This is a genomic window from Rhodococcus sp. IEGM 27, from assembly GCF_033142305.1.
GTDB classification, from domain to species: domain Bacteria; phylum Actinomycetota; class Actinomycetes; order Mycobacteriales; family Mycobacteriaceae; genus Rhodococcus_F; species Rhodococcus_F oxybenzonivorans.
Window position 1 is genome coordinate 41,411 of sequence record NZ_JAWLSG010000009.1, and the last position, 26,048, is coordinate 67,458.

25 protein-coding genes and 1 pseudogene are annotated in these 26,048 nt (G+C 62.6%); 14 read left to right on the forward strand and 12 right to left on the reverse strand.

Annotated elements, in window-relative coordinates; translation table 11 throughout:
- Positions 1–43: 43 nt before the first annotated feature.
- The 4 genes from R4P95_RS25915 to R4P95_RS25930 all read right to left on the reverse strand — a co-directional run bounded on the left by R4P95_RS25915 (position 44) and on the right by R4P95_RS25930 (position 3,633).
- Positions 44–1,195 (reverse strand): thiolase family protein, encoded by a 1,152-nt coding sequence (locus tag R4P95_RS25915; RefSeq protein WP_317745691.1) that lies wholly within the window; start codon positions 1,193–1,195, stop codon positions 44–46.
- The gene (locus R4P95_RS25920; RefSeq protein WP_317745690.1) at positions 1,192–1,569 is read right to left on the reverse strand and encodes a Zn-ribbon domain-containing OB-fold protein; all 378 of its coding nucleotides are present in this window, start codon (positions 1,567–1,569) and stop codon (positions 1,192–1,194) included. The genes R4P95_RS25915 and R4P95_RS25920 overlap by 4 nt, the downstream gene beginning before the upstream one ends.
- A gap of 37 nt (positions 1,570–1,606) precedes the next feature.
- Positions 1,607–2,395, reverse strand: coding sequence for an enoyl-CoA hydratase/isomerase family protein (locus R4P95_RS25925; protein ID WP_213575299.1), 789 nt, complete (start codon positions 2,393–2,395; stop codon positions 1,607–1,609).
- Positions 2,396–2,493: 98 nt separating this feature from the next.
- Positions 2,494–3,633 carry an acyl-CoA dehydrogenase family protein gene (locus R4P95_RS25930; RefSeq protein ID WP_317745689.1) on the reverse strand — a complete coding sequence of 380 codons (1,140 nt, stop codon included), beginning with the start codon at positions 3,631–3,633 and terminating at the stop codon, positions 2,494–2,496.
- 94 nt (positions 3,634–3,727) lie between these two features.
- Here R4P95_RS25930 and R4P95_RS25935 point away from each other — a divergent pair, with 94 nt between their 5' ends.
- The 5 genes from R4P95_RS25935 to R4P95_RS25955 all read left to right on the forward strand — a co-directional run bounded on the left by R4P95_RS25935 (position 3,728) and on the right by R4P95_RS25955 (position 9,307).
- Positions 3,728–4,102, forward strand: coding sequence for a nuclear transport factor 2 family protein (locus R4P95_RS25935; protein WP_317745688.1), 375 nt, complete (start codon positions 3,728–3,730; stop codon positions 4,100–4,102).
- Positions 4,103–4,156: 54 nt separating this feature from the next.
- Positions 4,157–4,522: a hypothetical protein gene (locus R4P95_RS25940; protein WP_249354547.1), complete on the forward strand. Its 366-nt coding sequence runs from the start codon at positions 4,157–4,159 to the stop codon at positions 4,520–4,522.
- Positions 4,523–4,688: 166 nt separating this feature from the next.
- Positions 4,689–6,263, forward strand: coding sequence for an MFS transporter (locus R4P95_RS25945; RefSeq protein ID WP_213575293.1), 1,575 nt, complete (start codon positions 4,689–4,691; stop codon positions 6,261–6,263).
- 67 nt (positions 6,264–6,330) lie between these two features.
- Positions 6,331–8,262, forward strand: coding sequence for an FAD-dependent oxidoreductase (locus R4P95_RS25950; RefSeq protein ID WP_317745686.1), 1,932 nt, complete (start codon positions 6,331–6,333; stop codon positions 8,260–8,262).
- A gap of 757 nt (positions 8,263–9,019) precedes the next feature.
- Positions 9,020–9,307 (forward strand): helix-turn-helix domain-containing protein, encoded by a 288-nt coding sequence (locus R4P95_RS25955; protein ID WP_249354545.1) that lies wholly within the window; start codon positions 9,020–9,022, stop codon positions 9,305–9,307.
- A 78-nt stretch (positions 9,308–9,385) separates the two neighbouring features.
- Here R4P95_RS25955 and R4P95_RS25960 read toward each other — a convergent pair whose 3' ends face one another.
- Positions 9,386–9,805 carry a hypothetical protein gene (locus tag R4P95_RS25960; protein ID WP_317745684.1) on the reverse strand — a complete coding sequence of 140 codons (420 nt, stop codon included), beginning with the start codon at positions 9,803–9,805 and terminating at the stop codon, positions 9,386–9,388.
- A gap of 1,530 nt (positions 9,806–11,335) precedes the next feature.
- Here R4P95_RS25960 and R4P95_RS25970 point away from each other — a divergent pair.
- From R4P95_RS25970 to R4P95_RS25990, 5 genes and pseudogenes are all read left to right on the forward strand, one after another.
- Positions 11,336–12,970 (forward strand): NAD(P)/FAD-dependent oxidoreductase, encoded by a 1,635-nt coding sequence (locus R4P95_RS25970; RefSeq protein WP_317745683.1) that lies wholly within the window; start codon positions 11,336–11,338, stop codon positions 12,968–12,970.
- A gap of 55 nt (positions 12,971–13,025) precedes the next feature.
- Positions 13,026–13,991: an alpha/beta hydrolase gene (locus R4P95_RS25975; RefSeq protein WP_317745682.1), complete on the forward strand. Its 966-nt coding sequence runs from the start codon at positions 13,026–13,028 to the stop codon at positions 13,989–13,991.
- A gap of 78 nt (positions 13,992–14,069) precedes the next feature.
- Positions 14,070–14,813 carry an alpha/beta fold hydrolase gene (locus tag R4P95_RS25980; RefSeq protein WP_317745680.1) on the forward strand — a complete coding sequence of 248 codons (744 nt, stop codon included), beginning with the start codon at positions 14,070–14,072 and terminating at the stop codon, positions 14,811–14,813.
- A 258-nt stretch (positions 14,814–15,071) separates the two neighbouring features.
- Complete coding sequence (locus R4P95_RS25985; RefSeq protein ID WP_317753836.1) at positions 15,072–15,830, forward strand: AraC family transcriptional regulator; 759 nt, start codon at positions 15,072–15,074, stop codon at positions 15,828–15,830.
- A gap of 113 nt (positions 15,831–15,943) precedes the next feature.
- Positions 15,944–16,727 (forward strand): annotated as a pseudogene (locus R4P95_RS25990) (IS5 family transposase).
- A gap of 8 nt (positions 16,728–16,735) precedes the next feature.
- On the opposite strand, the gene R4P95_RS25995 reads toward R4P95_RS25990, so the two are convergent.
- The 4 genes from R4P95_RS25995 to R4P95_RS26010 form a co-directional block, all read right to left on the reverse strand.
- Positions 16,736–17,035: a DUF3263 domain-containing protein gene (locus R4P95_RS25995; RefSeq protein WP_317745729.1), complete on the reverse strand. Its 300-nt coding sequence runs from the start codon at positions 17,033–17,035 to the stop codon at positions 16,736–16,738.
- 337 nt (positions 17,036–17,372) lie between these two features.
- Positions 17,373–17,585 (reverse strand): hypothetical protein, encoded by a 213-nt coding sequence (locus tag R4P95_RS26000; RefSeq protein ID WP_317745678.1) that lies wholly within the window; start codon positions 17,583–17,585, stop codon positions 17,373–17,375.
- Between the two features lie 293 nt (positions 17,586–17,878).
- A complete protein-coding gene (locus R4P95_RS26005) occupies positions 17,879–18,865 on the reverse strand; it encodes an NAD(P)H-quinone oxidoreductase (RefSeq protein WP_317745677.1) in 987 nt (328 codons plus the stop codon).
- A 97-nt stretch (positions 18,866–18,962) separates the two neighbouring features.
- Positions 18,963–20,255 (reverse strand): MFS transporter, encoded by a 1,293-nt coding sequence (locus R4P95_RS26010; RefSeq protein ID WP_317745675.1) that lies wholly within the window; start codon positions 20,253–20,255, stop codon positions 18,963–18,965.
- A gap of 352 nt (positions 20,256–20,607) precedes the next feature.
- Here R4P95_RS26010 and R4P95_RS26015 point away from each other — a divergent pair, with 352 nt between their 5' ends.
- Together R4P95_RS26015 and R4P95_RS26020 are read left to right on the forward strand one after the other, a co-directional pair.
- Entirely contained in the window at positions 20,608–21,084 is a 477-nt protein-coding gene (locus R4P95_RS26015; protein ID WP_317745674.1) for a MarR family winged helix-turn-helix transcriptional regulator, read from the forward strand.
- Positions 21,085–21,119: 35 nt separating this feature from the next.
- Complete coding sequence (locus R4P95_RS26020) at positions 21,120–21,815, forward strand: type 1 glutamine amidotransferase domain-containing protein (RefSeq protein ID WP_317745673.1); 696 nt, start codon at positions 21,120–21,122, stop codon at positions 21,813–21,815.
- Positions 21,816–21,863: 48 nt separating this feature from the next.
- Here the strand turns inward: R4P95_RS26020 and R4P95_RS26025 are convergent, their stop codons facing one another.
- Both R4P95_RS26025 and R4P95_RS26030 read right to left on the reverse strand, forming a co-directional pair.
- Positions 21,864–22,010: a hypothetical protein gene (locus R4P95_RS26025; RefSeq protein ID WP_317745671.1), complete on the reverse strand. Its 147-nt coding sequence runs from the start codon at positions 22,008–22,010 to the stop codon at positions 21,864–21,866.
- Between the two features lie 121 nt (positions 22,011–22,131).
- Complete coding sequence (locus tag R4P95_RS26030; protein WP_317745670.1) at positions 22,132–22,428, reverse strand: antibiotic biosynthesis monooxygenase family protein; 297 nt, start codon at positions 22,426–22,428, stop codon at positions 22,132–22,134.
- Positions 22,429–22,749: 321 nt separating this feature from the next.
- On the opposite strand from R4P95_RS26030, the gene R4P95_RS26035 reads away from it, so the two are divergent.
- Entirely contained in the window at positions 22,750–24,024 is a 1,275-nt protein-coding gene (locus R4P95_RS26035; RefSeq protein ID WP_317745669.1) for a helix-turn-helix domain-containing protein, read from the forward strand.
- Positions 24,025–24,136: 112 nt separating this feature from the next.
- Here the strand turns inward: R4P95_RS26035 and R4P95_RS26040 are convergent, their stop codons facing one another.
- Positions 24,137–24,706, reverse strand: a complete 570-nt coding sequence (locus R4P95_RS26040) for a TetR/AcrR family transcriptional regulator (protein ID WP_317745668.1) — start codon at positions 24,704–24,706, stop codon at positions 24,137–24,139.
- Between the two features lie 91 nt (positions 24,707–24,797).
- On the opposite strand from R4P95_RS26040, the gene R4P95_RS26045 reads away from it, so the two are divergent.
- Positions 24,798–26,015: an MFS transporter gene (locus R4P95_RS26045; RefSeq protein WP_317745667.1), complete on the forward strand. Its 1,218-nt coding sequence runs from the start codon at positions 24,798–24,800 to the stop codon at positions 26,013–26,015.
- Positions 26,016–26,048 lie beyond the last annotated feature (33 nt).

Consider the following 26,048-nt stretch of genomic DNA (forward strand, 5'->3'; position numbering starts at 1 on the left):
GTGCCCTAGTCGTAGCTGGCACGGTCATGTCGGATTCTGCGAATCACACTGTCAGAACGGTGCAGGCACTGATGCCGGGCGCACCGTACACGTGCGTGAAACCGACTCGGGGGGTGCCTCGCACCTGACGGTCGCCGGCCTCGCCGCGTAGTTGGGTGACGATCTCGTGAACCTGCCGTAGGCCCGACGCACCGATCGGTTCACCGTTGGCGATGCATCCGCCGTCGGTGTTGATCGGGATCCGGCCACTGATCTCGGTGTCACCACGGGAGATCATCTCTTCTTGCTCGCCCGGCTCGCAGAAGCCGCACTCGGCCATGTGCATGATCTCGGCACCGCTCTCGGTGTCCTGTAGCTGGGCCACATCGACGTCCGACGGTGCAAGACCGGACTGTTCGAACGCGGCCCGGGCTGCGTCGGCGCTGACGCTGGTCGGTTCTCCACTGCCCTGGATTGCGGGGCTGAAGACCTCGAATGAACCGAAGCGCCTGGTGCGATGGGTGATTGCTCGCAGATGGACGGGTGTGCGATCGATGCGCCCGAGTGCCTCGGCGCTGGCAACCACGACCGCGGCGGCACCTTCACCCGGCGAGCAGAACATGTAACGCGTCAGCGGATCGTTGACCATGTCGGCGGTGGCGATGGTTTCGGCGGACATCGGTTCCTGCCGCCATGCGTTGGGATTGAGAGAGCCGTTGCGGTATGCCTTTTCGGCGACCCGGGCCAGGGTATCGGCAGAAATGGCGTACTGGCGCATATAGCGAGTGATCTTGGCGCCGAAGAACTGGGTGGTGACCATCAGGCCGGCATCACCGTAACCTTCGGGCAGGCCCCACTCTTCCGGACGGGGATCGAAGGCGCCGCGGGGGTGTTTGTCGAATCCGACCGCGAGTGCGATGTCGGCGGCGCCTGCCCGGACGGCATTGACCGCGGAGAACAGTGCGCTACCGCCGGTGGCGCAACCGTTCTTGACATTGGTAAACGGTATCCCGGTGAAACCCAATTCGGCGACGAGCGTGTCGGCCAGGCCGGATCCGTCGCTGCCGCCGAATGCGACCTGCACATCGGGCCACGACAGTCCGGCATCGGCGAGCGCATTGGTGATTGCCGTGACCGCCATCTCGCGCCCGGTGACGCCGGGCTGCCTTCCGAACTTCGAGAGTCCGGCGCCTACGATGGAAACAGGCTGTGTCATTGGGAGACCCCTTGCGTGGTGAAGCGTCCGACCGTGAATCGGGGCACCGGTGAGATGGCAACCAAACTCACCGGTGCCCGGTCCAGTTCATCGAAATCATCGCAGTCGAGAATTGCCTCGACCTTGATGCCTTCAGGGAGTTCGACGTAGCCCACTGCATAGGGAGTGAAACCCTCTGTGGGGGGGACATACGGCGGCGACTTGGGCGGAAAGCGTTGGATCGTGTACGCCCACACAACACCCTCCGTACTGAGAGTCAGCGGATCCGCGGTCGGGGTGGCGCACTTGCTGCACATCGTGGACTCCGGGAATGCAACGGTGTCACATTTCGAGCACCTGCTGCCGCGGAGGACCACGGCCGACGACTCTTCCATTGTCTGTCCCTTCAGTTGAAGATCTCGTGCCGGTAGATCAGCGACCGACCCACTTCGGCTCGCGCTTTTCGAGGAAAGCGGTGACGCCCTCGCGGCCGTCTTCGGACTGCAGGGCGTTGCCCACTGCAAGGTGCTCCATGACCATGAGCGACTGGATGTCGGCGTCGAGGCCGCGGTCGATGGTCATCTTGGTGAGCTTCATCATGAACGGGCTCTTGTCCACCAGCGGTGCGATGAAGTCCTCGACCAGCTGATCGAGCTCTTCGGCGGGAGCCGAGGCGTTGATCAGATCGAAGGCGTCGGCCTCTTTGCCCGAGAGCAACTTGCCGGTCAGCATCAGCTCCTTGGTCTTGCGGATGCCGATCATGCGGGGCAGGCGATAGATGGGGCCGGCTCCACCGAACAGTGCGCGACGGATGTGGAAGTCGCCGATCTTGGCATCGTCCGCGGCGACTGCAAAGTCGCACGAGATCATCAGTTCGAAGCCACCGGCGGTAACGTAACCCTCGAGGACCGCGACCGACGGGGTGTTCATCGAGTACAAACGGTCACAGACCTTGGCCGAGAGCACGGCGACGTCCATCGCGTTGGTGCTCCCGACGTAATCCGAGAGCAGGACGTCGAGGTCGAAGCCCGAGCAGAAGGTGTTGTTGACACCGCGCAGAACCAGGACCTTGAGGTTCGGGTCGTTGTCGACCTCGACGATGATCTCGTCGAGACGGTGCAGCAGTTCGGGGGTAACGGCGTTCTTCTTGTGCGGCCGGTTCAGCCAGACGCGGGCGACGTCGCCGTCTTTCTCCAACAGGATGTGGTCGGTGTCGATCATCGTGGAGCCTTTCTGTCGATCTACAGGAAACTTGAACTGGATTCACTTCAGTATCGACCACCATGGTGACCTCCGTCAATACCCAACCTGAACTGAGTTCAGATTCCGATCAGGGAGGCAATCCGGGCGCGGTGCACCCGTGAATCACCCTGTAGAGCTTCGTTTCCCATGGCGCGACGGAAATAGGAGTGAGCGGGATGCTCCCACGTGAAGCCGACACCACCATGGAGTTGGACGGTTTCGGCGGCCGCATAGAGGGCGGCATCAGTGCAGACCGAGCCGGCCACAGCAATGGCCAGGCGGGCGGTGGCTGGGTCCTCGTCGTAGACGGCTGCGGCGTAACGGCAGGCCGAGCGCGCTCGCTCGAGCTCGACCAGGACATCGGCGAGGCGATGCTTGATCGCCTGGAACGATCCGATCGGCCGGCCGAACTGGTGCCGGGTCTGGACGTACTGCACGGTCATCTCGAGCAGCGCGTCGACGATGCCGGTGTTCTCGCAGGCCAGTGCGAGCGTCGCGAGATCCAGCAGCTGTGTGCAGACCTGGTCGTAGTCGGCCGCGGTGGTCAGTGCGAGCGCGGGGGCCTGCCGCAACGTCAAATCCGCTTGTCGTCTGGTCGGGTCGATGACCTCGCGTTCGGACGGCACCAGGTGATCGCCCGCAGTGGTGACGAACAAGCGACGCCCGGAGGCGGTGTTCGCGGAGAGGATGACCACATCGGCGCCGGCGCCACCGAGCACGTGGGTCGCCATACCGGTGAGAGTCCACGCGTCGCCGGCCTCGCTCGCCTGGACGTCATCGGTCGCCGGTGTCAGTGAGGTCGCAGTGGCAATCATCGTGCCCTCGAGTACGTTTCCGAGCAGATCGGAGATGTCATCGGCGGTTGCCGCGAGGAGGGCGGACATTCCCACGACTGCCGAGGTGTAGACGGGCTCGCAGACCAGGTTGCGACCGCATTCTTCGAGGATGATCCCGAACTCGACCATGCCGTACCCCAGGCCGCCGCGGTCCTCGGGTACGGCGAGCGCGGTGATCGACATGTCCTCGACCAGTCGTCGCCAGAGGTCGGGTGAGTAACCGACTGCGGTCTCGGCCGCGGCGCGGACCTGCTCGATGCCGCTCCATTTGGTGAGCAGGCCGCGAATTGCTTCGCGAAGCTGTGTCTGCTCGACCCCTGGGGTCAGTGTGGACGGTTCCGAGCGAGGCCAGGGTGCTTCGACGGCGGTGGTGATGGGCATGACGCTCCAATTGACGTGACTTCAGTTTGGGTTAGAGCCACACTAACCCGGCGAACTCTCGACAAGAAGGGGTTTCCCGAACTAAGTTCATTTCATGAGTTGTAACATCGAGAAATACTATGCCGCCGTCGACAGCGGGCACCTCGAAGACGCCGTCGCGATGCTGGCACCGGACGTCGAGTTCGCCATGGTGCTACCTACCGGCATCACGCGCGACAAGGGGCGCGAGGTCATGCTCGGTTACCTCCAGGGGCGTCCCCCGGTGGATCGCAAGCACCACATCGAGCGGGTTGCGATTGCCGATGATCTGCAGTTCGCGCACGGTGCGGTCACCGATGACGGCGTCACAACCGGGTTCTTCGTCGGCGTGATGCGCATCGGCCCTGATGGTCTGATCGACCGCTATCAGGTGTCCTTCGACGCCGAATTCTCGCTGCTGCCAACCGCCCTGACCTCCGAAGGAGCATGACCCGTGACCGATACCGCGCTTTCGACCCCGATTCTCGCCCAGTGGTTCGAGTACATGGATTCCGACGATCCGGACCGGGTGCTCACCATGATTTCCGACGACTTCGAGATGTCGGTCCAGTTCTCGAAGGGCCGTGGCCAGGCAGCAGAATTCGTGGGTGACCGTGCCGGGTTGATCTTGTACCTCGCCCAGCGGGAGAAGAGCACTCTGGTTCACCACATCGACAAAGGCGCGCTGGTCGGCGATGTCGAACTGGTACTCGGGCGCACCACCCGCGGCGGTGAGTTCGAGGCATCGTTCAACGCGACTGCCCAAATCGACGACAACGGCAATGTGCGCCGGCTCCTCATCGCCCGCACTCCTGAGCTCGCGTTCGCCCAAATGCCCATCGTCGGCGCCGTGAAGAAGTCCATTGTGTAGTGGTCGTCGAGACCGTTGTTGCGGCGAGATATTCGTCTTTTCACCCGATTCCGCACGCATCGATGCCGGTCCGATTGCGGTGCACGCATCTCGTCTCGATACGACGAGATGACGTGCCCCAGATATCAAACAGCGAAGCGGATTTGAATCGAGCGAGGAGGCGGGTATGGCGGGCGTGTCGCAGATGGGGTTCTTTGCTCCCTTGCGGACCCGGCGCCTACGCCTGCTCTTGCTCGTGGAACTCGGCGCCAGCGTAGGCATATGGATACTAGTTCTTGCGGCCCAATGGATCCTGACCGAGGCGGGCGAATCCGCCACCACCGTATCGGCGGTCCAGTTCGCAATCAGTGTGCCGTTCTTCCTGTTTGCCGTGCCGATCGGCGCAATCGTCGAGTACACCAGTCATCGTCGGCTCCTGGTTGTCACGTCGGTGGTGCTACTTGCCGCATCGGTCGGCCTGGCCTTTCTGGACTTTCTGGGTCATGTAGGTGTCGCTGTACTGATGGGCAGCGTCTTCGTCGCCGGAGTGGGACTTGCGGTCGTCGCCATCGTCTGGCAAGCGTTGTTGCCCCACATTGTCAGCAAAGACATGATGGCCGTCGTCCCGGCCATCGATGGCGCCGTGTTCAACGGTGCGCGCGCTGTTGGACCGTTGATCGGCGGCGCGATTCTTGCCGGCTTGGGCTCCACCTGGGCGTTTTCATCCGTCGGTGCGATGTTTGCTGGGTGCGCGCTGATCGCGGCCCGGCAGGTACCGGCTAGCGCGGGCAGCGCTTCGATACGTCGCCCTCTCGGGCGGGCGGTGTCGAGCGGTTTGCGCTTTATCCGGTACTCCCGATGGACGCGACGGTTGCTCGTCCGGTTGACCATCTTTGGGATACCCGCGAGCTGCCTTTGGGCGCTCCTGCCACTGGTCGCCCACGACCGCCTGCACACCAGTACCTTCGAGTTCGGTGTGATGTCGGGCGCCATCGGGGTGGGAGCGGTCGTCGGCACGATCGCGCTGATGCCGCTGCGTGCCCGGATGACGTGGAATCGATATGTCGCATTGGGTTCGGCTGCCTATGCATTGGCACTTGGCGGGATGGCAGCCATCACCCGATTCGATTTGATGTTGGTACTGATGGTCGTCGCCGGCGCGGCATGGGTGGGGGTCCAGAGCACCTGGATGATCGCGGCGCACAAAGTCGTGCCGACGTGGATCAAGGCGCGTGTCATTGCGTTCATCATGTTGATGTTCCAGGGCAGTCAGGCGGTCGGGGCGATCTTGTGGGGTGTGCTGGCCGATGTCGTCGGCCTGGTTCCTGCCGTCGCGACCGCGGCCGTGCTCATGCTCGTGGCTGCCGGCGGGGTATTGCGGCGTGGCATCTTCCCCAGCGAGGGGATTGCGCCGGATCCTGCAGAGGTCGAGAATCCGGCTGCGCCTTCCGGTGACTATGGTGAGCGACGCGTGGTCATCGAGACGACTTACGTGGTCGCTCCTGCGAACCGGTCCGATTTCCTGGTCGGCATCCGGACGGTACAGCACTCACGGCTTCGGCTCGGGGCACTCCGATGCGTGGTGACGCAGTCTGCCGAACTGCCGGACACCTTCGTCGAGTACTGCATGTTCAGCGATTGGGCCGACTACATCTCGCAGGAGACCGAGCGACTCACGCGGCCGGAGAAACAACTACGTGAGCGGGTAGCGACCACGCTCGAGTCCAGACCGTCATCGCGGGTCTTGTTGGTGACCGACTGACCTCCACATCATCTACTTCGAGCACCAGGGATCGTCAGCGCGGCAGTGCGCAACGGAAGAAGGAATCATGGTAAGTCAGTTCCCGCATCTATTTTCGCCGTTTGAGGTCGGCGGGATCACCCTCAAGAACCGCCTGGTGGCACTGCCTGCCGGGACGAGTATGGCTGAGCGCGGTGTTCCCACTCACGGGGATACGGAGCATTTCGAGCGTCTTGCTGCAGGAGGCGTAGGGCTGATCGTCGGTGGTGCCACTGTCGTACACCGAACGACGACTCTGCGTTCGCGAAAGCTCGTCGAGGCCTACGGTGAGAAGTTCGTGCCTGCGACGGCGGCGAAGGTGGCGGTGATCCACCGTCACGGTGCCCGTTTTGTGGGGCAATTGTGTCACCTCGGACGAGAGTTCATCGGTGGGGAGTCGGATGCGCCGCCTTCCGCGCCGTCTCCGATCAAAACTGTGCGGGATGCTTACCCGCCACACGAACTGTCAGTCGCCGAAATCGAGGACATCATCGAAGGGTGGCGTGTCTCGACACAGAATCTGGTCGGGGCCGGCGCAGACGGGGTCGAAGTCCATGCGGCGCACGGCTATCTTCCCGCTCAGTTCATGTCGCCGTTGACCAACCAGCGAACCGATGACTTCGGTGGCTCATTCGAGAACCGGATGCGCTTCACACGGTTGGTCATCGAGGCGATGCGATCGGTCATGCCGGTTGGATTCGTCCTGGGAGTGCGCCTGAGCGGCGAAGAAGAGATTGTCGGTGGGATGGGGATCGACGAGTGCGTCCGAGTGGCGGAGAATCTGACCGAACTGGGCATCGACTACTTCAGCATCACCCACGGCACTCGCGGCAAGTATGTGAAGGACTCGTCGAACGAGGATGCGGTTGCCATCCCATCGGCCTCGAAGGTCCGGGCTGCGACAGGTGTGCCGACTCTTGTCGGCCAACGCATTCGGGATGCGGCCACCGCCGATCATGCCATCAAATCAGGTCATGTCGACATGGTCGGAATGGCGCGGGCACTGATCGCCGATCCTGATCTACCGGTCAAGTCGGAGACCGGCAGGTTGGACGAGATCAGGGGCTGCCTGGGTATCAATCAAGACTGCCGAGCGTTCGACCCCCATCTGCACTGCGCGGTGAACGCGGAAGTCGGGCGTGGCCGGCACCCGAACGTCGGTACCGCGCCGCCGCGGTCCAAGGAGGTATTCGTCATCGGGGGAGGCCCCGCGGGCCTCGAAGCAGCACGGGTAGCCGCCGGCCGTGGACATCGCGTCACCCTGTTCGAGGAGAACACGGTCCTCGGAGGCAGTGTTCGAGTGGCTGCGGCCTCACCCCACCGTGCCACGTTGATAGACATCGTCGATTATCTGGAACGGGAACTCAGACGGCTGAAGGTCGAGGTCAACCTCTCGGCGGGGATCGGGGCGGATGACCTGGACGAAATTCGTGCGGCAGCCGAGCACGTTGTCATAGCTACCGGGTCTCGGCCGGCGCAGCTTCCGAGCGGGTTGCGCGGACGGCCTGCGGCGACTGTCGACGACGTCCTGCTCGGCCGGGTGCCCGAGGTGGGAAGTCGACGGGCAGTGGTCTTCGATGAGGGGGACGGGTTCTGGCCGGCTTACAGCGCTGCCGAGGCCCTGGCGCAGCAGGGCTGGCACGTCACCTTTGTCACCCCGCTGACCGCGCTGGCCTCCCGCGTGCCGGCTGAGAGCGTGGGACCGCTGCTCGGTCGACTCGGGGACGCCGGGGTGGAGTTCAAGGTGGCGCACTCGCTGATGATTCCAAACGATTCCGCCGCGCCGTTACTCTTGCGTCCTGTTTTCGGCACCGGCGACGTCGCGTGTGATGAGGTACTGGCGGTCTGGCACCAACCGCGTGTTCCGGTGCCACTTGGGCTCGAACGTGATGAAACGGTTAGCGTCATCGGCGACTGCATCACGCCGCGGCGGATCGGTCACGCCATTGCGGAGGGTTACCGGATCGGCGCCGAACTATGAGCGCTGCGCTGTTATCGGGTGCTTGGTGCCCAACCCGCCTCATTTCCCGTCAGCCAGTTGCAGTTCGACACCGGCCGGTGTTGCGAAAGCATGCTGGGTGGGACACCGTTTCTGGGCACGAGGGAAGGACGAACCCGTCCTGGAAGTTGACTCAGTTCCGGCGACCCGTTCGCGGGACTTTCGCACTCAGCTCCTGCACACAGGGCCGTGCCAGCGCTCATCGGTAATCGGAAACGCCCAACCTCGCTCTACGAAACTGTTCACCCGGTAACGCGGACCACGTCGCTACTGCTCGGACCAGCAGGTGCTCGAGGGAACGCAAGGTCTCAGCAAGCCAGGATGCGTTGGAACACGACCACGGTGATGCCTCGTCGGAAGATCCTGCCGAGGTGTCCCGCCGAGCACGATGCTGACGGAACACTGCGGTACTGCCACCACGGAAAGGCATCCGATGCCACAGTCGCAATGCACTAGATCGACACCTCCATGCTCGATGTCGGAACCACTTGCCCCCTCCGCGTCGTTCCGGGCCCGGACCTTGCTACCAGGACCGATGATCGATGCAGGGCTGTGCGACGAACGCAGGCGCTACGTGGGGACTGGGGCGAAGGCTGCGGCCGTCCCAACACGCGATCTCATCATGGCCCGAGGGCCTGGATGTCTCAATGAGGCCGAGGACGGCATCGGCTCCAGCACAGTCACTTCGCGAGTTCGGGACATTATTCGCGATTCACCGACGCCAGCTGTCTCCTGCGCGATGGTCGCGCAGGCGCTGTTCGTGAGCGAATCCCACCTTCGCCGACTTCTAGCGGCGGAGGGAAACTCGTTTCGCCGCATTCGTGACGAGCACAGGACTGGATTAGCTCTCGAGGCACTACAGAGTGGTCGACCCCTCGAGGTGTTGTCCAACGAACTAGGATTTTCAGATAAGCGAGCGTTCCGACGGGCCTTTCGTCGGTGGACGGGGGACAGCCCGACATCGATGCGTGCGTTGATGTCCAACGAAAGGTGCAGTCAGGCAAAATGTGCGTGCTGGTTTACCTAAGATAAATTGTCGGCGTGTGGAAGTAATTGGCGGAAAGGTACTTTCAGTTCTTTCACTCTGCCGTCCTTGAGTTGAGCGTTACGGTTCGGTCCAGCCCACGCGCCACGCACTCGCCAACGACTGCACGACCGCGCGCCGCTGAGTCTTGTCGAGCGACCATGAATGATTCGTGATTTTGGTCAGTGTGTAGCGACGTAACCAGCGTGGTCGCCCAGGGTCAGTCCGCGGCATATGCGTGGCCCGAACATAAGAGATCCGGTGTGACTGCCCATTCCGCTGCCGCAAGCCATCGTCGCACGGCTCGGTCAGGTTGCCGTTCTTCGCTTGCTCGGCGAGCGCGCCGGCGAGGATGGGACCGTCGCCGCAGACGCTGCAGGCGATGTCGAACGCCGATTGCCCGGGTTCGCAAAGCCGACAGTGATGCCAGCTGATGACCGCCCCCGTATCCCCGACGAGCACCGGCTGGTGCACAAAAATCGTCGCCGACCAGATCCGCATTGCGGCGTGCCGTTACCACTACGGGTACTGATCGGATTCGCGACAGCGACGGACAGCGGGGCCGGCGGCGCGGGTCAAGTCGGCGAGATTGCCTGGCCTGGGATCGTTCGGCGGAGCCGATGCATAAATCTCAATGTACCGATCGGCTTCTTGTGTGGTCGTGAATTCCGTAGTGCGCTGTAGTTTTGGGGAGACGGGGGGATTGCCCGATCGGTGTGTCATGGTGTTCCACCGCTTCTTTCGTATCGGGAGCGGCAGGTGTCGCCGGCGTGAGGCGATCGGCGGTGTGCGACCCGCAGGAGGCGGACCCCCGAGCGAGGTCTGGATGGGCAATGCTGTGCGAGCACCGTTTCGACACTGCAGCGACCGAGCGAGAGCCTGCGGTGCTTTTCGCCGGGATCGACAGGTGGGCCGTCGACGACGTTTGCCGGTGCCCGATGTGCGCGTCGACCCACGCTCGCCGCACCGCCCGAACCCACGGTCTTCGACCATCCACTGCGGCGGACGGGACCCTCTGCGGGGAAGTGTGATTCCGGTATACGGGATGGCCATCGATGACTTGCTCAATTGGCTGTTCGGATCATGCTAGCTCCGTGCTTGGCGCTGGTTTGGCGTACCACAGGCGCCGGATGGGGAGGCGATGCGCGAGGTCCGGCCTTGGCGGAAGCGGCGACAGGGCACCGACTCGTTGGCGGCGATCATCAGCTCCTGCACGATGACGTACGCGACGGTCTGCCGCGCACCCGGGATCGCCACGATGGACCCGTCCTCGCTGTTGCCCAGCCGGGGGTGGGGTCGTAGAACGCCAGAGCCCCGCCGTCACGGCAGGCGGTCAGCAACACCTGCGCGGCCGCATCCGCCGCGACCAACTGGAGGGGTGCAGCGGATGTGCCGGGTCTGTGAGAATGGCGGGCGCCTCTCGGCGTGATCGACCGCCAGGCACCGGCCCGACGCGATATCTCCGCGGGCGACGGGGACATCGCGAAATGACCCTCCGCCGCCCACCCGTGGCCGTCGGGGAGGGGAGTGACGGAAAGTGTCGGTCCTGCGCAGACGCCGAATCGACCATCAGCAGCGTCGACACGTCGGTTGAAGATCACATGGTCGCCGCACCCCCTTGTTCCACGCAGGTCCGACGATAACCAATCATCACTAGGCGCTTCAGCGACACGCCTTGATGAACATCACCTACGTGTAAACCCGGCTCCGGGAACGACTTGTTCACTGCGGTGAACAGTGGATAAAGCGGACATTGATCGTTGTCGCAGGTCCGGGTATTGACTCATCGGGGTGGCTGCCGCATCGAATCACACAAAGACTTACGGCCTCCATTGTGTTCGCCGCGACCACGAGCAAGGTCGTTCAAAGATGTGCGCACAGATGTTCAAGGAATGCGATCCGCGTCACGCTAACCTGGCCTTCATCATAAATAAAGTCTAAATGCGAGTCGTTCTAACACGAACGAGGGCAGCGCCCGTCTTAATGCCCAAACAATATCCATGCACCAGCGTCATCGAAGGGTTACATCAAATGAGCGCTAATTCACCTGTCGGTCAAGCCGACTATGATGCGATCGTCATAGGTGCCGGATTTTCCGGCCTCTACATCCTGAAAAGACTCCGCGATATCGGTCTTTCTGTACGTCTGTACGAAGCGGGCGGCGGGGTGGGTGGCGCCTGGTACTGGAATCGTTATCCCGGCGCGAGGACAGATTCGGACAGCATGATCTACGCTTTCTCCGACTGGTTCGACAAGGATCTCGTGAAGGAATGGAGTTGGAGTGAACGCTACTCCACGCAGCCTGAACTCGAGCAGTATTTCAACTGGGTCACCGAGAAGTTGGCGTTGAGAGAGCACATCGAATTCAATACCCGGCTTGCCTCCGCTGTATTCGACGAGACGAGTTCGCTGTGGACCCTCACCACGGAAGCCGGTGTCAAGGCAACCACCCGATTCTTCATCCCTGCCGTCGGCGCGCTTTCCAAACCGAACATTCCTGAACTGCGTGGCATGGATCGCTTTCGTGGTTCCGCCCACCATTCCGCTGAGTATCCAAGTGAAGGAATCGATTTCGATGGCCTTCGAGTTGCTGTTATCGGCAATGGCGCGACCGGGGTCCAGATCGTGCCCGAGGTGGCCAAGCAGGCACGGTCGGTCGTGCACCTCATCCGCAGTCCGTACCATCTGGTACCCGGTCGCAACCACGTGTTGACCGACGACGAGGTGAAAGAAACACAAAGCAATATCACGGAGATCTTCGACCACTCGCGAACCACCTTCGGCTCCTTTCCGTACGATTTCGTCGGTGCGGCACTCGATCTCTCACCCGAAGATCGACGCGCCGAATACCAAAAAAGCTGGGATCAAGGTGGTTTCACCTTCTTGTTTCTTTTCGCCGACGTTCTCGCCAGTAAGGAAGCCAACGACACTACGATGGAGTTCCTGCAGGAAAAGATTCGGGCGTTGATCAAAGATCCGGAAACGGCAGCGCTCGTGACGCCGACCGATCCGTGGCTTACTAAACGTCCACCCCTCGATCACGGATATTATGCTTCACTGAATCGCGAAAATGTGAGCGTGGTCGACATCCGCAGCAATCCCATCGCTACCGTTACCGAAAATTCGTTGCTATTGCACGATGGCACAGAACACGAGATCGATGTCATCCTGTTCGCGACCGGCTTCGACTCGTATACAGGTTCGCTGAGCGCTATCGACATCCGCGGCCGCGACGACGTGGCGTTGACGCAAAGATGGGCGGACCGGCCGCGGAATTACCTCGGTCTGATGAGCGCGATGTTCCCCAATATGTTTATGCTGTACTGCGGGCCGTACAACCCCGCGCCGTTCACGAACGGGCCCTCGTTGATCGAGCAACAGAGCGAGTGGATCCTGCAGTGGATCGAGCACCTGCAAATTAATGGTTATGCCTCGATCGAGCCTCGTGAGAGCGCCGAAGAGAAATTTTTCGCCCACCACTCCGAGATCGCGAACGCGACGCTGATCCCGCAGACTGCGTCGTGGTGGACTCGGGCGGCGCCCAGCTATGAGGGGGCTCATCGACTGGTGATGTCGTGGGCCGGAGGATTCCCCGAGTACCGCCGGTTGTGTGACGAGGCCGCAGCAGGCGCGCTCGACGATTTTGTGCTCCAACCCGCCAGATGAACGCGCCGCAGTGCTCTCGACTTTCACTCCCATCATCACAGAACGGACATCAACCATGACACTCGACGCCCGCACACAGCAGTGGCTCGACGGTATCGCTTCCTCCGGTATGCCGTCACTGAACGAGTTACCCGTTCCGGCCGCCCGTGAGGCCTTCGCCGGTGCTGTGGCCACCTTCGGGCTTGCCGCAACGGATCAGGCGCGCATCGAGGATCGCGCCTGTACCACTGCCCACGGGCAGATACCGGTGAGGATTTACACCCCGGCAGGTTCCGGGCCATTCCCGGTATTGGTGTACTTCCACGGAGGTGGGTGGGTCCTCGGCGACCTCGATAGTGCTGATGGCATCTGTTCTCTGCTGGCTGTCCGTAGCCACGCTGTTGTCGTCTCTGTCGGGTACACCTTGGCGCCGGAAGCGCAAGCTCCCACCCCCGCCCACGAAGGCTATGCAGTGGCGCAGTGGGTGGTTGACAATGCCGCGCTGATCAATGCCGATCCCGAGCGAATCGCCGTCGGCGGCGACAGTGCAGGTGGAAACATCGCTGCGGTCGTCGCCCTCATGGCCCGAGATGCTGGTGCGCCCCGCTTCGTTCATCAGCTTCTGTTGTATCCGGTGGTGACGCAGCGAACCGACGCCGACTCCTACACGCGGTACGGCACGGGCTATTTCGTGACAGCAGATATGATGCAGTGGTTTTTCGATTTGTACGTTGGCAACGAGGATCGCGCCGATGATTGGCAGGTCTCACCCTTGGTGGCGCCTTCGCTGGCCGGCCTGCCCGAGGCCCACGTCATCGTCGCCGAGTACGACCCGACGCGTGACGACGCCGAGGAGTACGCAGCCAAACTCGCTGCATCCGGAACCACTGTCACGCTCAAGCGGTACACCGGCCAGATCCACGGCTTCGTCTCCCTCGCTGCAGCGATGCCGCAAGGCGAGACCGCACTGACGGAGGCTGCGGCACGGTTGCGATCGGTATTCCGGCGAGGCTGGGAACCCCGCGTCTGGCTCGGTCGGTGAGCTGGACTCCACGCGCACTGCGCCTATTTCCCACGAACGACTACGGCGCTTCGGCGCCGGCAACGAAGGGCATCACCAATGGTAGGAATCGCATCAGTCGAAGGAACCGGTCAACGCCACGTCCTCGTATTGCACGGCTGGGCACTCGACAGTGCTGTCTGGTACGCCACCCGATCCCTGACAGACCTGGAACAGTTTACGTACGCATACCTCGATTTCCCCGGTTACGGCGAGGATCGATTGTCCTCCCCCGCAACGAATCTTGATATGATGGCGCAGGCCGCACTCGCCGGCGCCGACGAACTCGGCTGGAGCCGGTTTGCAGTCCTAGGTCATTCGATGGGTGGCGCAACAGCGATCAGAGTGGGTACTGTCGCTCCCGAGCGCGTCGAGTCGATCGTTGCTCTGACACCGGTTGCCTGCGAGGGGACTCCTCTTGCTGCGGAAGCCTATGCAGGTTTCGAAGCCGGATTCCCCGCACCGCGACCGATACTGCAGCCCCTCGCGCCTCACCTGTCAGAACGCCAGCTCGCGAACATCGTCGCACGCTGCCACCAATCGATGGACCACAACGTGTGGTCGGCGTATTTAAAGAATTGGACAGGCGCGAGCTTTGCCGATGCGCTTAGCGCGTACCCAGGCCCAGTGCACCTGCTCTACGGTGCAGAGGACGCACTGGTGACTGCCGAATATCTGGGGACTACCGCAGCCGGGCTGCCCGACGCCGAACTGGTCCGTATCGACGAAGCCGGGCACTATCCGATGCTCGAACAGTCCGTACGCACCGTCCGCCTTTGGGAGAGCGCGCTCCTGAACGCATAAAGGACTGGGCACCCGCTGGGTCAGGCACGGGTATGTACACCACGGGGTCCGTTTGTGAAAATGCGGTAGTCGTGCAAGCCTGATTCTGACCGCTCGTGGTCGGGCAGCGGGGCGTTGTGCTCAGTATGGGACGGCATGAACATGGCTATCGATGTCGATGAGATACCTCAGTGGGTGCCCGGTGCGTTGACCTTCCAAGACCCCGGGGGCGATTGGTCAGGTCCCGCGCTCCGCGGGTACGCATATCCGGGCCACGTCGTGGACGTCCCGCCGATCAGTGATCACGTCATCATCGCCTACTTGCGGGGCTCGACACTGATGCGGCGACGAGCCTCCGGACCGTGGAGCGAGGAAAGGGTTCGGCCCGGCGATATTACGTTGTTGACCTCGGGCGCTTTCACGCAGTGGGAGTGGCCCGAGTGCATCGAGGTCGTACACACCTACGTCGGCGCCGAGCAACTTGCATCGACAGGGCGCGATATGTTCGACCGCGAGATCTCCGAGGTCGAGCTCGCCGACATCATAAAGGCGAAGGACAACCGACTATTCCGGACTGTCGCGAGTCTCGCCCGCGAGGCACGGGAGGCGCATGTAGGAAGTCGACTCCTCGTCGACTCGTTGACAGTCCAGTTAAATGTGCAGCTGCTGCGCAACCATGCTCATGTGGAGTTCGCTACCCATACGGCAGGGGGCCTGACACCGCGGCAGATGAGTGCCGTGCGCGACTATATCGCGGCAAATTTGCACCGCAACGTCAGTCTGGAGGAACTCGCGTCCACAGCGTCTCTCAGTCGTTTTCATTTCTCCCGTCAGTTCCGTGTCGCTACTGGATCGACTCCCCACGAGTTCGTTCTCACCCACCGGCTCGAACGGGTGAAGGAACTCCTACGGCGCACCCGCCGGCCGATTGCAGTGATCGCTCAAGATTGCGGGTTCGCCGATCAAAGCCACCTCACGCGGGTTTTCAAGAAGCGTTTTGCCGTTACGCCCGGAGATTTCCGTACGCGTGAACACTGAGGGCCTTGTGACTGACTCGGCTGCACCGCTCTGGCTTAGAGCGTGTCTCGTGGGGTTGAAGTGACTTATGATGCATCTTGTGACATGCGGTAGATGAGTTGTCGCTGCGGTTGGTGCCGGATGCATTGTGGGAGATCGCGGAACCGTTGATTCCGCGCTTCGCCGCACGCCCGCAGGGAGGTGGGAGCGCGCCGGTCGACGATCGTGCGATCTTTACCGCGATCGTGTTCGTGCTGACAAGTGGGTGCGCGTGGCGGCACCTTCCGCCCTCGTTCGGAGTGACCGTTCCTACCGCGCACCGCCGGTTCACCGCATGGGCGGCGGCCGGGGTATTCGAAAAACTGCATCGCGAGGTGCTTGACCGGCTCGGCGGCGCCGGCAAACTCGACTGGTCGGAAGCGATCCTGGACGCAGCAAGCGTCCGGGCAAAAATGAGGGCTCGCTGACCGGACCCAGCCCGGTCGATCGAGGCAAGAAGGGATCGAAGATCCATGTCCTTTCCGATTCGAACGGAATTCCGCTGGCCGTTGACGTTTCCGGAGCGAACACCCTTGGGCAGCACCCTGCTGCAGCCGATGGTCGGTGCGATTCCTCCGGTGAAGTCCAGGCGTGGTCCGCGTCGCCGTAGACCCGGGAAACTCCGGGCCGACAAGGGCTACGACTACGACGTCCACCGTCGTTGGCTGCGCGCGCGGGGCATCGTCCCGCGCATCGCCCGACGCGGGATCGACCGAAACGATCGGCTCGGCCGATACAGGTGGAAAATCGAACGCACCATCGCCTGGCTCACCAAGTTACCGACGCCTGACCATCCGCTACGAACGCCACGGCGAACACTTCGCCGCATTCCTCCACCTCGCCGCCGCACTGACCTGCTTCAAGAAACTTCCCACATGAGACAAGCTCTAATTTGGTAGCCCACGAACGGATGGGCGGGGCTTAAGGAGCGGGGGAGGAACCTCGTCATCGGGAGGGTATGCGCTCGCCAACCGGCTCACTTGGTCCTGGGTGCAGTTCGAATCAGGGATGACCTGCCACAATCGCTCGATGAACCGGCGTGGCGTCATTCCGAACTCGACGAGAATTTCCTCCTCGGTCGCGCCCCCGTACGGCGCCCACCTGCTGGCAAACTCGATGACGCGGTTCGTCTCGATGTCACGGTGGTGGCGTATGCGGTTTGCGTCCCTCCGCCACCCTTGGCGCATTTGGCGGTACTCACGAGAGTTCACGGATTCTCACACCTCGATCGTGTCTGTGTTGCCCTCGGAATTCTGGACGTCCGAGCCACAGCGAGAGCCCTGCAGTGGGCGACTGGTTGGTCAAGCTCCCACGTTTTCAGGCTTACTTCACCCTGACCGGTTCTCCTGGATCAACCAGGTCGAGCGACGGTTCGCAATCTTGACCGATCAGCTGTTCCGCCGTGGTGTACACAAAAGCGATGCAGCACCAGTTTATTCCGCGCGCGAGAACCGATACGCCCACTGAAATTGCTTGCGGGATCGGCGAACGCCCACCAAATGCCCGCGCTCCAGAGTGGTCGGCTCACTGGGTCGCGACGTTCGGCTCGGCCGGTCCGTCTCTCAGCGGATCATGGCCGGAGTCCTCTTGGTTTTCGCTCGCGGCCATTGCCAACCATCTCGCAGTGGCCTGCGCGACTGCGATATTTGTGAGCATGCGTTGGATCGTCTCCGCGACACGGCGGGGTGTCAGCAGCATGGCGAATGCGATCGCAGCGTGAAGGATGATTACGGGCATGTATCGAACCTTTAGGCTTTCGGCGAGGTCCCGAGTCAGGCACCGGTACCTCGCGAACTCGGTATCTGCCGGGAAAATTCTGTCGTACCGTCCAAAGACTTCTGTCACGGGCCACTAGAATCCGAAAAGAGGAGCGGCGCGCATCTGCAACAGTCTCGGTCGTGGCTTGCCACGGTTTAGCAAGTGCGTCACCTCGTTTTCGGATTGGGGATTCACCCTCGAACCGGCGGAACTCTCGAAGTCAGGGGTGGTCGTCGTTATCTTCGGGTTCAGCGGTCCGATGGAGGACATTGTCATTCCGTGACGTTCAGAACGATCTTTCCAATGTGCCGGCCGCTCTCCATCATCCGGTGGGCGTCCGCAGCTCGCGCCAAGGGGAACACCTCGTGGATGACCGGATGGCAGCGGCCTGCGGTGAGCGCGGGCCACACCTTCGCCTGCAAATCGAATGAGATCACCGCCTTCTCGTGCGCGGCTCGTGACCGCATCGTCGAGCCAGTCAGAGTCGCGCGTTTGAGCGCGATGGTGAGCAGGTTCACCTGCGGCGCAACCTCACCGCCAAGGAAGCCGATCGACAGTAACCGCCCGTCCGTTGCCAGCGATGCGATGTTGCGTTCGTGGTAGGCACCCCCCACGATATCGAGGATGATGTCGACGCCCCGGCCGTCGGTCCAGTCGAGGACGGCTTCGGCAAAGTCTTGTTCACGGAAGTCGATGGCGGACTCGGCGCCGAGTTCGAGTATGGCCTTGCACTTTTCGGGGCCGTCGTCGGTGGCGATGGTTCGGATCCCGAACTCCTTGGCGAGCATGAGTGCGGTCGATCCGATGCCGCTGGTGCCGCCGTGGACGAGAAGCGTGTCGCCAGGCGCCGCTCGACCTATGTGGAAGACGTTGGCCCAGACGGTGAAGAAGGTCTCTGGGATGGCAGCCGCCTCGCTCGCCTTCATGCCATGAGGTACAGGTAGGGTCTGCGAGGCCGGTAGGACGCAGTATTCGGCGTACCCGCCGCCTTCGGTGAGTCCACACACGATATCTCCCGCTGCGAAACGGGTGACGTTGCTACCTACGGCGACTATCTCGCCGGCGATCTCGAGGCCAGGCGTCTGATTGACCCCGGGTGGCATCGGATACTCACCCCTGCGCTGCATGACGTCAGGCCTGTTGACCCCCGCCGCCCCCACACGTACGAGTACCTCGTCGTCATCGGGAGTCGGGACCGGGGCCCGCCGTGGCTGTAGCACGTCAGGTCCCCCGGGCTCAGTGATCACCATTTCAGTCATGTGCCCAGGAAGCAGTTGGTTGCTCATAATTGTCTCCAGTTCTGGTGACAGGTGAGCCGCCCGCATTCGTCCGAGCGGCCCACCTGCGATCGAGGGGTCAGGCGATGCGAGATCCGGCATTGGTGTCGGCAATTGCGACGTCCTTGGTCTCCTTCAGGAGCAGCAGACAGCCTGTACTGACCACACCGAGGGCGGAGAGGAAGTAGGCCACGCCCATTCCTCCGAAGGCCTTGATCAGCGGATCGGCGACAACGAGCGGGAGGGCGCCGCCGAGGATGCCGGCGAGGTTGTAGCTCATCCCGGCGCCGGTGTAGCGGTATCGGGTTTTGAAGAGCTCTGGGAGGTAGGCGGCGGCAGGGCCGTAGGGTATGCCGAGCACCAGCATCAGAAGGCTCATCGCGAGGAAGAAGGAGATTGCGCTTCCGGGCTCCATGACGGCGAACGCGAGCGGGCCTGCGACAATTCCGAAAATGGTTCCCGTGAGCAGAACTCGCCGTCTGCCGATCCGGTCGGACCAGATCGCAGAGCCGATGACCGCCGCGGAGAGCACCCCGGCGGCGAGGATGTTGACGATGAGAATTGTCTCCCGCGACAGACCAAGCACACCGGTCTCGCCCCGGCCGGCGTAGCTGGTGAGGAAGACAATGGCGATGTAGAAGGAGCCGAACGTCATCGACAGCATGCCGCCACCCAAGAGGATCTGGCGCCATTGGTCGTGCAGCGCGTCCGCGAAAGGCAGCTTGACTTGCTCCTTGGTGGCGATGGTCCTCGCGAAGGCAGGTGTCTCGGCAATGTTCAACCGCACCCAGAGACCGACCGCGATGAGTACGGCGCTGGCCAGGAACGGGATGCGCCAGCCCCAGTCGATAAAGTTCTCCGGGCTCATCCCCAGCCCGGTGACCAGGAAGGTTCCGCTGGATAATGCGACTCCGAGGCCTGGTCCGAGCTGTGGGTACATGCTGTATCGGCCTCGCTTGCCGTGGTCGGCATATTCCGAAGTCAGGAGCGCGGCGCCCGCCCACTCGCCACCTAGGGCCAGCCCCTGCAGCGCCCTGAGCGCTACCAACAAGATTGGGGCTGCCGCCCCGATCGCGTCGGCGGTCGGCATGAGACCGATCGCGAAGGTGGAGCCTCCCATGATGAGGAGGGTGGTCACGAGAGTCTTCTTGCGTCCCAGACGATCGCCGTAGTGGCCGAACAGGATTGCACCGAGGGGGCGGACCACGAAGGCCACGCCGAACGTGGCGATGGATGCCAGTGTGGCCGCACCCGCGCCGAGGGAGGGAAAGAAGAGCGGGCCGAAGACGAGCGCCGCTGCAGTCCCGTAGATCAAGAAGTCGTAGAACTCGATGGTCGTCCCGACGAGCGATGCGGTAGCGATCCTGAACATCGATCGTGGCTGGTTCGCTGAGGTGCTGCTTTCGGGCACGGGAAGTTTCGTGGTCATTTGGCCTCACGGTTGGGAGCTTCGCCGCGGAATCTGGCGATGTCGGGTGTGGCACGGACTGCGGGTTCACCGCATCCGGTCCGTATGGTCCTCGACTATTCCTGCATGTGATGGCCAACACACGATGACCACCCCACAACGTATCGGGAGGAGCCCTGTGGTTCGGTCACAACTTGTCGCTGGAGGTGCGCTCACTCGGGCCGGGCGCCGGCGTGTCACGCCCTGTGCGGGCGTACAAACGAGCTTGTGACCTATTCCCTGGTGAAGCAGAAGATCTGTTCTTACAGTTCGTCACATGGTCAATTCATCGGGGCAACCGCAGAGTCTGCCGGGTAACGTCGCAGATGCGGACTGCGACCTGGGTTGGTCGGTCAGCACACTCCAGCGCCGCTTTCACAGTCTGGTAGCGACGGCCGTCGCTGAACTACCCCATGGCACGCGGAGCTACCAATTGCTCCACACCGTGTTGCGCAAGGAATTACCTACTCAGCTCGGTCTCGCCGACTACCTCGGAATCGATCGCACCGTCATCACGTATGTGATCGATGCACTGGTAGAAGCGGGTCTCGTCGAGCGAGTACAGGATCCGGTCGACCGCCGCGCCCGGAAGGTTGTCCCGACGGATCTTGGAACCGCGCACTACACCGTCCTCGAACGCAATGTGCGCGTCGCCGAAGAGTCGGTTCTCCGCGTGCTCGACGGTAGCGAGCGCGCTTTATTTCGTTCGCTACTCAGCAGAGTGGCACGTGGGTCCCGCGACGACCTGACCTGACACCGAATAACTCACGACACGAAGAGGTAAAGCACATGACAACTCGCTCGAAGGTTCTCGTCATCGTCACCAGCATCGGCGAGTACGAGAAAGTTGGTTACCGAACCGGCTTGTGGCTCGGCGAACTCACGCATTTCTGGGATGTGGCAGAGGAGGCAGGACTGGATCTGACGATCGCCAGCATTGCGGGCGGCCGTGTTCCCATCGATCCGGAGAGTTTGTCCCACGACTTCCTGGGCGATCTCGGGACCGGGAAGCGTTACGCGGATCGCGATTTCATGGATCTTCTCGAGAAGACGGTGTCTGTTGCGGATGTGGATGCGGCGGACTTCGACGCGATCTACCTGACCGGCGGACACGGTGTGATGTTCGACTTCCCACAGAGCCGGACGCTCGCCGAACTGATCGCCCAGTTCTACGAGGCGGGGAAGATCGTCTCCGCGGTGTGCCACGGTCCCACCGGGTTGCTCGAGGTCAAGACCCGCGACGGTGAATACCTCGTGAAGGACCGCTCGGTGACCGGATTCACGTGGAAGGAAGAGGAACTCGCGCAGCGCGGCGACGCGGTCCCGTTCAACCTGGAAGATGAACTGCGGCGCCGGGGAGCTCAGTTCACCCTCGCACCGAACCCGTTCGATCCGTTCGTCGTCGAGGACGGCCGACTGATCACAGGGCAGAATCCGAGCAGTGCGCGCAAGGTTGGCGAGGCCGTGATCCGGCAGCTCGGCTGAGTGCAACAGCCGGCCGGGAGTCCACGGCGGCTCCCGGCCACAGGCTGATCACTCGTAGTAGACGCAGGAGTGGTCGTCACCAGCGTCGAGCACGAGCACGCGATGTCCCGAGGCGGCGAAGCTTGCAGCGAGTGGATCTCCACCGGCACCAGATCCGACGATCACGAATTCGTATTCCGATTCCGATGTCCTCATGGATGCTCCCGTCGGACAATTCCACGGCGCGTGCCTCCTGCCACATAACTCGCCGCGGGGACCATCCTGGCTTCGATTCGTTCTGCGGGACTGCCGTCGAGGAAGCACCCCGTGCCAGGTCTCAGAATCCGAGGGCGGCCTGGTCGAGGTGTTCGACGACAGGACTGGAGACGAAGAACTCGCCGACCAGGGCGCGCCAGTCCTCGAAGGCGGGGGTGTTCCGGAATTCCGTGTGATGGCCGATCGTGCTCCATTGCACGATCAGCCAGTATCGGTTCGGCACCTCGACCGACCTGTGTAATCGAACGCCTGTGCAGCCTTCGGCGGCGTCGAACAGTGCAACAGCTTTCCCGACTGCTGCTTCGAACGTGTCGGCCGTTCCTGGATCCACGTCGATTTGTGCGAGTTCACGAACCATAACGCCCCCTGAGAATCGAATTGACGCAGCACCGCAATGCGGAGGTGCTGGATTTTGCCGCACGATAAGCGCACGCGATCGAGCACGCACAGTGTCCGGGTCACAGATTGCTTTGTGGGTGATCGACCAATCGTGGGGTAGTTCCTGGAATGATCCCGGAGCAGGTACCTTGACCTTGACCGACACCGAGCCTCGATGCGACCCGGCGCCGCAACTGCCGGACTAGCGTGTGAGATGCCGACAATCCCGGCACACCGGAGCGGTAGGTGCTCTCGGACCGGGAGGCGCTCCGTTTCCGGCAATCGATAAGGGGTGACACCCGTGGTCGACCGACCGCACTCCGACACACAGAAGCTGACGCGAGAGCTCGCACGCCACGTCGAGGACGCGGTGCATGATGTGGCCGCACTTGCCGCAACCCGGATCTGCGAGCAGGTACCGAGTTATCGGAACAATGCGGATCCCGGTTTGCGTGAAGACGTTGCGGCCCACTGCCGTGATGTCTTCGACACGTTCGCCCGCAGCCTGGCGCAGGACCAGTTTCCTTCGCGGGATGACTTCCGGGTCACCGGAAACCACGCCCTGCGCAGAGTGACGCAGTCGATCCCTCTCGCCGACTTCCTCCAGGCGTTCCGGATCAGCCAGTTGACTCTTTGGGAGAGCGTCCTCGAAATTGCACAACAACACCCTGACCTGCAGGTCGCGGCGACCGACTCCGTCAGATTCATCATGGGGGTGATCGAAGGGGGCAGCACGATCGCCGCAGAAGGGTACTTGGAAGCACAGCAGTTCTTGCTCGCAGACGCTGCGAGGGCGGCCCGCGACCTCGTCGACGATCTGCTTGCCGGCAAGACACCCACTGTGGGTTCGAGGCAGGCGACGCTACGGACGGCCGGACTCGATCTCGGCTCGACGGTCGTGGTCGCTTCCGGTCTCGCGACCGGAGACGGTGGAAGCAGGCAGGTCATCGTTCGTGCGTTGGGAGTGGCGGGTGCAGACCACGCGCGCACCCGCGGCCTGATCGCCTTTCGGCACGGCGAATTCATCGGCATCTTTCCGGCGGACGACGGAAACGGTGAGGCCGTCCTCCACAGTTTGACGCGTGCCTTCGAGACCTTGCGCGCACAGGGAATCGAACTCACGATCGGTATCAGCACCGTGCACCTCGGTCTCGGGGGAGTTCCTCAGGCCTACTGCGAAGCCGTCACCGCTCGCGAGGCATTGTCCGATCGCCCGGGGGTCAAGCCGCTCGGTGACCTGACAACGTTCGAATACCTCATCACCAAGGGGGACGAGACCGCGCGCCGTCTCATCGATCCCGCGGTCCGACGTTTCGTGGAGGACGACTTTGCTGCGGATCGGGTGTATATCGACACGCTGGAGGCATACGCGAAGGCCAACCTCAATGCGAAGGCGGCAGCGGAGACTTTGTTTGTCCATGGCAACACCGCCTATTACCGACTGGACCGTATCGCGGAGCGTACCGGGAAGGACCTCCGGCGTTTCGACGATGTTCTGGACCTTCTAGTCGCAGTGAAGTTGCTCACCCCGCACGCACGCCGGAACCCGCGCCCTCCGCCCGGTCGCGAGGCCTGACTGGCCGATTGCCGGTGCCCGTCGGCGCTTCCTCGGAATGGGTGTGTGGCCTGTGGTTCGAGTACCAATTTGCTTGGTGCGAGGCCACGAAGTTTTCCGCGGGCCGTTCGTGTCAGCTCGGTTCTGTGATCCGATCGAGTTCGGTGACGAGCGTTTCCGGAAATCTGTCGTCGACGGTGTGGGGTTCGAAGGTGATGCGATAGATGATGGGCGCAACGAGGTGATCCATGATCTGCCGCACGCTGGGGGTGACCTGTCCGAGTGCACGTGCGCGCTCGACGAGCCTGTCCGCTTCGTCTCGGCGCGAGGCCAGACAGTTGGTCTCGCCGTCGTCTGCGAGCACGGCGGAGGCGCGCAGTAACGACGCCTTGGTGGGACGAGCCAGGTGCCCGTACAGTTCCCGCGCCCATTCCCGTAGGTCGTCGCGAATGTTCCCGGTGTCGGGAAGCGGCCGGTCGGGGTCTAGGCGCAGCGTCGCGACCTCGGCCACGAGGCTTCCGACGTCGCCCCATCGTCTGTAGATGCTGGAGGGGCTGACCCCTGCGCGGGCGGCGACAGCGGGCACGGTGACCCGATCTGTGCCGCTTTCTGCGATTAGATCCTCGACGGCGTCGCGTACTGCCGCGATGACCAGCGCGGTGCGGCCGCCGGTACGGCGGGCGGGAACAGAATCAGACGACATGAGGCTAGTTTAACGCACAGCACTTTGCTTTAAGGGATTCGCCCGGTCTACCATCATCCTTATTGCACACATCTTCGCTTTAAGGAGAGGGATGCCTTACTCCATCCACACACGCGAGCGCAGCGCACGAACCTCCAGAATCCTCGCCCTGCCCTTGTTGAGCGTGGAACTCCTCGCGTTCTTCTTCGCCGCGAGCGCTCCATCGCCCCTGTTCGTTCTCTTCCAGAACCGTTGGTCCCTGGGCGCGTCCACCCTCACCGTTATCTTCGCCGTGTACGCGATCGCCTTGCTCGTCGCCTTGCTGACGGCCGGCGCGGTCTCCGACCACATCGGGCGGAAACCGGTGGTCGTCGCCGGCATTCTCGTACAGATCGGCGCCATGGCGATGTTCGTCGCGGCCGATGGCGTCTACTGGATCATCGCCGCGCGAGTCGTGCAGGGACTCGCGACGGGCATCGTCACCGGCGCCCTGACCGCGGCGATCGTGGAGGCAGCTCCACCGGACAAGAAGCACGTCGGAGCCATGCTGGGCAGCATCTCACCACTTGCGGGTCTCGCACTGGGCGCTTTGAGCTCCGGGTTGATCCTTCAGTTCTCCGACACCCCGGTGTTGTCGACTTTCCTCTCCCTTGCCGTGTTCTTCGCCGTCACCGGCGTGCTGACCTTCTTCATCCCCGAATCGGCTACACCCCGGCCGGGCGCCCTCGGCTCGCTCATTCCCCGAGTGTCGATTCCACCCACAGCCCACACAGCTTTTCTCGCCAGTGTTCCGGCCATCATCAGTGTGTGGATGCTGGGAGGTCTCTACCTTTCCCTGATCCCGTCGACGATGACCGAGATTCTGCATATCCACGCCGGGCTCGCGAGCGGCGTGGCCATCGCTGTGCTCAACGGAGTGGGCGCGCTGGCCCCCATCGTTCTTCGCGAGCGTGACAGTCGAACCACCACGCTCATCGGGGCATGCGCGCTGGCGGCCGGTGTGACGATCACCCTGATCGGCATCGGCGTCGGATCCGTCCCGGTGTTCTTCATCGGCACCGCCGTGGCGGGCGTCGGCTTCGGTTCCGCCTTCTCCGGCAGCATCCAACACCTCAGCCCGTTGGTGGAACCACACCAGCGGGCCGAGGTGTTCGCGGCGTTGTATGTCGTTAGCTACCTGTCGTTCAGCATTCCGGCGATTATCGCCGGACGCATGGTGGCACCGTTCGGACTATTGCAGACCGAACTCGTCTACGGTGCGGTACTCGTTGCGATGGCGCTTGCCGCCTTGATCACCGGCCTCGTCGGCGGACCTGCCCGACGACCGTGATTTCCTGTCAGCACGGTCCGGTGCAGGTATCCG